We start from the raw sequence: 6000 nt of genomic DNA, 5'->3' as shown, positions 1-6000 counted from the left end.
GAACAACTCCTTCGCGACGCTGCCGTCGGTGGTCGCCGAGGGCCGCCGCGTCATCGGCAACATCACCCGCGTCGCGACGCTCTTCCTGACGAAGACCGTCTACTCGGTGCTGCTGGCGATCCTGGTGGTCGTGAGCCAGGTGGAATACCCCTTCCTGCCGCGCCACCTCACCCTGCTGTCCACCCTCACCATCGGCGTCCCGGCCTTCTTCCTGGCCCTCGCGCCCAACAAGGAACGCGCGAAGCCGAACTTCGTGCGCCGCGTGATGCGGTACGCGATCCCCGCCGGCGTGATCGCGGCGGCGGCGACCTTCGCGACGTACCTCCTCGCCCGGGCCTACTACACGGGCCCCGACGCCCTGGACGCCGAGACCAGCGCGGCCACGCTCACCCTCTTCCTCGTCTCCATGTGGGTCCTGGCGATCATCGCCCGCCCGTACACCTGGTGGCGCGTCGCGCTGGTCGCGGCGATGGCCGGGGCCTTCCTCCTGGTGCTCGTCGTGCCGTGGCTCCAGGACTTCTTCGCACTGAAGCTGGTCGGGGTGACGATGCCGTGGACCGCGGTCGCGATCGCGGCGGCGGGTGCGGCGGTGCTCGAACTGGCGTGGCGGTGGGTGGGGCGGCGGTTCCCCGCGTGAGGCGTCCGGCGTAAGGGGCGGAGGGGGTCCGGCGCGGGAACGCGCAAGGAAAACCAAACCGGCGGTATGTAAATCGGCTGAATCGCTCGACGGGAGCACATCTGTTCGGCCAAGCTGTCTTTAACGCGCCTTCACACAGGCCGCGTTGAACAACAACAGCATCTGCACACACATACGTACGGGGGAAACATGGCAGGTATCGCCCAGCGCTGGTCCGCGCGCATAGCCGGCGCGGCGGCCGCAGCCGCACTGATCTTCGGCAGCACGACCGGGACCGCGTCCGCCGTGACCGGCCCCACCCCGACTCCGCCGTCGATCCAGGTCGACGAGACCGCGAACTACGCCGTGGTCGCGACCCCGCACCCGGACACCACGGGCTGCAACGGCTACAAGGTGACCGGTACGGGCACCGTCACCGGCATCCCGACCACGAACGGCACCTGGACGCAGGACGAGACGGCCTGCACCGCGACCATCCCCGGCAAGTGGGACATCAAGGGCACGGCGACCCTCGCCGAGCCCGACGGCGACAAGCTCGTCATCAGCTACGCCCTCACCGCGCCCCTGACCTCGGACACCACGGTCTACCCGTCCGGCACCTGGACGATCCTCTACGGCGTCGGCACGTACGAGGAGACCACCGGCGGCGGCACGATGAACGCCACGGTCAACCTGCTCGACCACGACCACGTGACCTGCAAGCTCCTCGGCTCCTTCCGCTACAAGTACCAGATCTGACCGAACATCACCCGCCCGGCGAGGCAGGCGCGCCACGCGCCGGCCTCGCCGGGCGCGCGTCCGAAACCGGTGGTCCGCCCCCGGAGGCGTCGGTACGGTCGTCGTGTGTGCCACTACGCCGTGACGTCGTACAAGCTGCACTACGCGTGCGTCTCGTGCCGCGTCAGCTTCAAGCGCCACCCCGACCCGCCGCGGGAACACCCGTGCCCGAACTGCGCCCGCCCCCTCGCGTGCGCCGGCCACGACTTCGCCCCGCCGCCACGCCGTGACGTGCGCGCCTGGTCCGTGGTGGCCGCCGTCCTCGCCGCAGGCCTGCGCTACGAAGGCCGCTCGTCCTGCGGCTGCACCAGGGAACCCCGCTACCGCCCCCGCACCCGCGCCGCCCTGCGCGCACGCCTGCTCGCCGCCGCGCGAACGGGCCGGCCGCCGGCGGAGACGCTCGCCCGCCGGGACCCGTGACACCCGTCGCCGAGGCACACGAAAACCATTGGCACGGCGGCCGGTTGCGTCGCTAGCGTGCTGTTCGAACCTGTCGTCCAGGCGAGGACCTGCCGTTGTACACCGTGTGAGACACCCCGAGAGCTGATCGGTCGCGCGTCGCGCAGCTGCGCCGCGCTGCTTTTTGCTGCGGATTTCTCACACTGAAACCGGTGTACTCCTGTGCTCACCCACTGGGTCGTCATGCCCACCCGCCTGCCGCTCGTCCTCCGTCGCTGCCACACGTGCGCGTCCGAACGCTTCCGGGCGAACGGCAAGTTCCGCGTCAACGCCAACCACAAGCGCCTCGATGCCTGGCTCCTCGTGCTCTGCACCGGCTGCGGGGAGACGGCGAAGCTGACGCTCTTCGAGCGGACGAACGTGCGCTCCGTACGCCCCGGTCTCCTGGACCGGCTCCACGCCAACGACCTCGGCCTGGCGGCCGAGCTGCTGCAGGACCCGGCCGTGCAGCGCCGCAACCGCATCGCCCTCGACTGGGGCGGCGCCTGGCGCCTCGACACCGGCGGATCCGACCACCTGGACCGTGAGGTGATCGACGTCTCGGTCCGCTTCGCGGCCCGGATCCCGGTCCGGCCGGTACGGCTGATCGCCGACGGCTGCGGACTGTCCCGGGCCGAGACCGAGCGACTGGTCGAGGAGGGGAAGCTCGTCTCTGCGATCCGCCTGAACGGCAGGACCACCGGCGACTTCACCTTCACGCTCAAACGCTGAGCCCCCCGGCCCGGGGGCCGGTCGACCCCGGCCCGAGGTGCGCGGCGGCGACACCCGCGTGGGTCTCGCCGCCGCGTACCGGGCCCGACGTTCAGTCGAACCAGCGGTCGCGGGCCAGTTCCGTCGTGCGGGACGGGTCCTCCAGGAGGGCCGCCACCTCGAAGCGGCGGGGCCACTGGCCCGCGGCCCAGGCCAGGCCCGCGGCGACGCCCTCCAGGGTGGCGGCGTGAACCACGCCGTCCGCCGTGCGGCGCCAGTCGAGTTCGACGCCCGCGGCCCGCAGCTCCTCGTGCTCGACGTACGTGGCCGGGGCCGCCGGGCCGAGCAGCGCGTGCACCGACGGCGGCACCTCGTGCTCCTCGCCCACCGTCGTGACCTCGGCCTCCACCGCCTCGCTCAGGCGGCGGACCTGGAACAGCTCGGCGAGGTCGGCCGCCCGGGACGGGGCGACCGGGAGGAGCGGCAGTCCGGCCGCCAGCGGCAGGAGGTCCGGCGCGTCCGCCACCAGGGCCTCGGCCGCGTCGACCACCACCAGCGCGCCGTCCACGACCGCCCGCAGCTCGTCGGGCAGGGTGACCTGCTCCGGGTCCAGGTCGGCCAGCGCCGTGTACAGGGCGTGCAGCTGGGCGCCGGACACCTCGCGGGACGGGTCGGCGAGCCGCCCCAGGAGCTCCGCGGCACCGCCCGGCTCGTCCAGGAGGGCCGGGACGGACGTGCGGACGCCCAGGGCCCGCAGGACCTGCTCGTCCTCGAAGCCCGTCGCGTCGGCGGAGTCGTACAGGCCGATGAGGAGCGGGTCCGTGCCGGCGGCCCGCAGGCCCGCCGGGCGGCGGCCGTCGAGCACCGGGTGGTCGCGCAGCCACCAGGCGGTGTACGAGCGGACGGTCTCCGTCGTGCCGTCGGGCAGCAGCACCCGCACGGGCTGCGTCAGCGCGTCCCGCAGCGGCGGCTTCGCCAGCAGCGCCAGCGCCCGCGGCCAGGCGTCGTCGTCGACCAGGTCCAGATCCCGTACGGCCACGATCTCGGTCGCCACCGGCGGCACCGGGGTCTCCGGAAGCCGGTCCAGGACGTCCTCGCACCACACGTCGACGGCGTCGAGCAGTCCCGCGTCGTCCGGCTCCGCGAAATCGCCCTCGCGCGGCTCCAGCTCGTCCGGGTCGAGGACCAGATCGGTGGCCCGCACCAGCTGGAAGTCCGCGAGCACACCGCACGCCGCGAGCGGCTGCTCGCCCCACCGCGCGGCCAGCTCCGCGTCCACGAACGGGAGTTCGCCCTCGCGCATCACGGACGCGAACGCCGAGCCCGGCAGCACGAGTTCGCCCGCCGGCGCGAGCTCCCCGTCCTCGTCGGGCAGCGCGAGCGCGCCCAGCCACGGCTCGTCGCCGGGCGCCAGGTCGGCGTCCCGTACGAGGGCGAGGACGGTCTCGGCGAGCTCGTCCGCGTCCAGGGTGTCGGCGTCCTCGTCCCAGATCTCGCCCGCGTCGAGCGAGGCGGCGACCGCCGCCCGCACCTGCGGCGTGGTGAGCACCGCCCGCGGTGTCGCCGGTACGGCGCCGAGCTTCTCCAGGATCGGGTGGGCGGCGTCCGGGTGGGCGACCTTCAGGCCGAGCCGGGCCAGGTCGACGGGCGTGTGGTCCTGCGGCAGCAGGACCTGGCGCGGGCCGATGGTGGTGCGGACGCGGGCGGCGGGCGGGGCCGCGGCCTCGTCCTCCTCGGCGCCCTCCGCGAGCGCGTCCGCCTCGGCACCGTCCGCAAGGGCGTCCGCCCCGACGGCCCGGGCGCCCGTCTCCGGGCCCATCAGCGGCACCGGCAGGCCCGACAGCCGGTCGGGGTCGACACCCGCGAGCGAGTCGTAGAGCCGCCACCACCACTCCGGGCCGCGGTCCACGCCCGCCAGCCGGTCGACCGCTTCCGTCAGCGGCAGCCGGCCCACGCCGAGCGTCCGCAGCTCCGTACGGCGTTCCAGGCCGGCCGGCAGCAGCGTCGGGAACACCTCGGCGAGCACCGCGACGGTCTCCGCGCCCGCGCCTTCGACGACCTCCGCCTCGATCGGCCGCAGCGCCGGCAGGTCCTCGGACGCGGCGGCCGGCGCCAGGAACGCCACCCGCGGCAGCCGCTCGAGGACGGCGGCGCGCAGCGCGCCGTCCAGGGCGCCCTTGCCGAGCGGGCCGGGCACGAGGTCGAGGGTGCCGGTGGTCACCGGCCGCCACTCGGCGAGCAGCTCGGCGTACGCGTCGCCCGCCCGCTCCACCAGGAAGTCGGTGAGCGGCCCGGGCGCCGGGTGGCGGCGCGCGGTGTCCAGCGGGAAGGAGGCGATGAGCAGGGCGGGGATGCCGAGCGGCTCGTCGGTGGGGGTCGGGGCGTGGACGACGGGCGCGGTGGCCGGGAACCGCGGCGCGCCGTCCGCGTCCACGGGTACGGCCCAGGTGACCGACCAGTGCGGCCGCAGCCGTTCCTCGACGGGACGGTCCTTGAGCAGGGCCGGGTCGAGCGGTCCGCCGTGGCTGACGGTGCGCCAGCGGCGCGGACCGGTCGCGGAGTCGCCGATGTGGACGTAGCCGCCCTCGGCGGTGCGGGTGAGGGTGCGGACGGCGCCGTCCGCCGTCTCGACGACGACCTCGCTCAGACCGGGCAGGGTGAGCAGCAGGGCGTCGTCGACGGCCGCGAGCAGCCGCTCGGCGAGGTCGACGGCGGCGGCGTCGCGCAGCGGCAGGACGACGACGGTGTCGTAGCCCTCGGGCGCGGTGCCCTCGGCGGGCAGCGGGAGCCGGAGCAGCGGTACGTGACCCTCGCGGCGGCGCAGTTCGTCGCCGAGTCCCGGGCTGTGCCGAGCGGTCTCCGCGGCGAGCGCGCGGGCCTCCGCGAGGGACCAGCGGACGCCGCCGTGACGGCCGAGGACGGCGGGCTCGTCGGTGACGGCGAGCACGGCGGCGAAGCCGACGCCGAAACGGCCGACGGCGCCGGTGTCGCGGTCGGTGCGCTTGGCGGAGGCGCGGAGGGTGGACAGCGACTCGACGCCGGTCGCGTCGAGCGGGGCGCCGGTGTTGGCGGCGGCGAGGACCGCCGGGCCGTCGGCGTCGGCCGGGTGGAGGGTGAGGCGGAGCCGGCCGGTGACGCCGGCGCGGCGGGCGGCGTCGGAGGCGTTCTGGGCGAGCTCGATCACGAGCCGGTCGCGGTAGCCGCCGAGGACGAGGTCCTCCTCGGCGTTGGCGTCCTCCCGGAAACGGGCCGGGCCCGCTCCCCACGCGTCGAGCACGCCTCTGCGGAGCCGTGCGGTACCGAAGGGGTCGGTTCCGTCGGTCGACGTCCTGACGCTGACGCTCACGTCTGACTCCACTCTGCGGGACGGGGAAGTGGCCGGTGCCCGAAGGTACCGTGCCCCGTCGCACCCCGACGCCCGGGGCACGTCCGCCCCC

General features: G+C 74.7%; 5 protein-coding genes. 4 read left to right on the top strand and 1 reads right to left on the bottom strand.

Annotated features, from left to right (window positions below; translation table 11 throughout):
* The 4 genes from ACFWJO_RS29420 to ACFWJO_RS29405 all read left to right on the top strand — a co-directional run.
* The coding region (locus ACFWJO_RS29420) for a cation transporting ATPase C-terminal domain-containing protein (RefSeq protein ID WP_386869956.1) at positions 1 to 637 on the top strand (637 nt) is incomplete at its 5' end.
* 189 nt (positions 638 to 826) lie between these two features.
* On the top strand, positions 827 to 1375 hold the full coding sequence (locus ACFWJO_RS29415) for a hypothetical protein (protein WP_386869955.1): 549 nt from the start codon (positions 827 to 829) through the stop codon (positions 1373 to 1375).
* Positions 1376 to 1480: 105 nt separating this feature from the next.
* On the top strand, positions 1481 to 1834 hold the full coding sequence (locus ACFWJO_RS29410) for a hypothetical protein (RefSeq protein ID WP_386869953.1): 354 nt from the start codon (positions 1481 to 1483) through the stop codon (positions 1832 to 1834).
* A gap of 222 nt (positions 1835 to 2056) precedes the next feature.
* A complete protein-coding gene (locus ACFWJO_RS29405; protein ID WP_386870020.1) occupies positions 2057 to 2584 on the top strand; it encodes a DUF1062 domain-containing protein in 528 nt (175 codons plus the stop codon).
* Positions 2585 to 2675: 91 nt separating this feature from the next.
* Here ACFWJO_RS29405 and ACFWJO_RS29400 read toward each other — a convergent pair whose 3' ends face one another.
* Positions 2676 to 5921, bottom strand: a complete 3246-nt coding sequence (locus ACFWJO_RS29400; protein ID WP_386869951.1) for a sacsin N-terminal ATP-binding-like domain-containing protein — start codon at positions 5919 to 5921, stop codon at positions 2676 to 2678.
* Positions 5922 to 6000 lie beyond the last annotated feature (79 nt).

The sequence above is a fragment of the Streptomyces sp. NPDC127092 genome (assembly GCF_042722475.1).
Lineage (GTDB): Bacteria > Actinomycetota > Actinomycetes > Streptomycetales > Streptomycetaceae > Streptomyces.
The sequence above is the reverse complement of the archived record's forward strand: the minus strand, read 5'-3'. Positions and strand labels throughout refer to the sequence as shown.

Excerpts from the sequence above, each read along its gene's own strand:
- ACFWJO_RS29415 (WP_386869955.1), top strand. The coding sequence starts at position 827 with ATGGCAGGTATCGCCCAGCGCTGGTCCGCGCGCATAGCCGGCGCGGCG.
- ACFWJO_RS29405 (WP_386870020.1), top strand. The coding sequence starts at position 2,057 with ATGCCCACCCGCCTGCCGCTCGTCCTCCGTCGCTGCCACACGTGCGCG.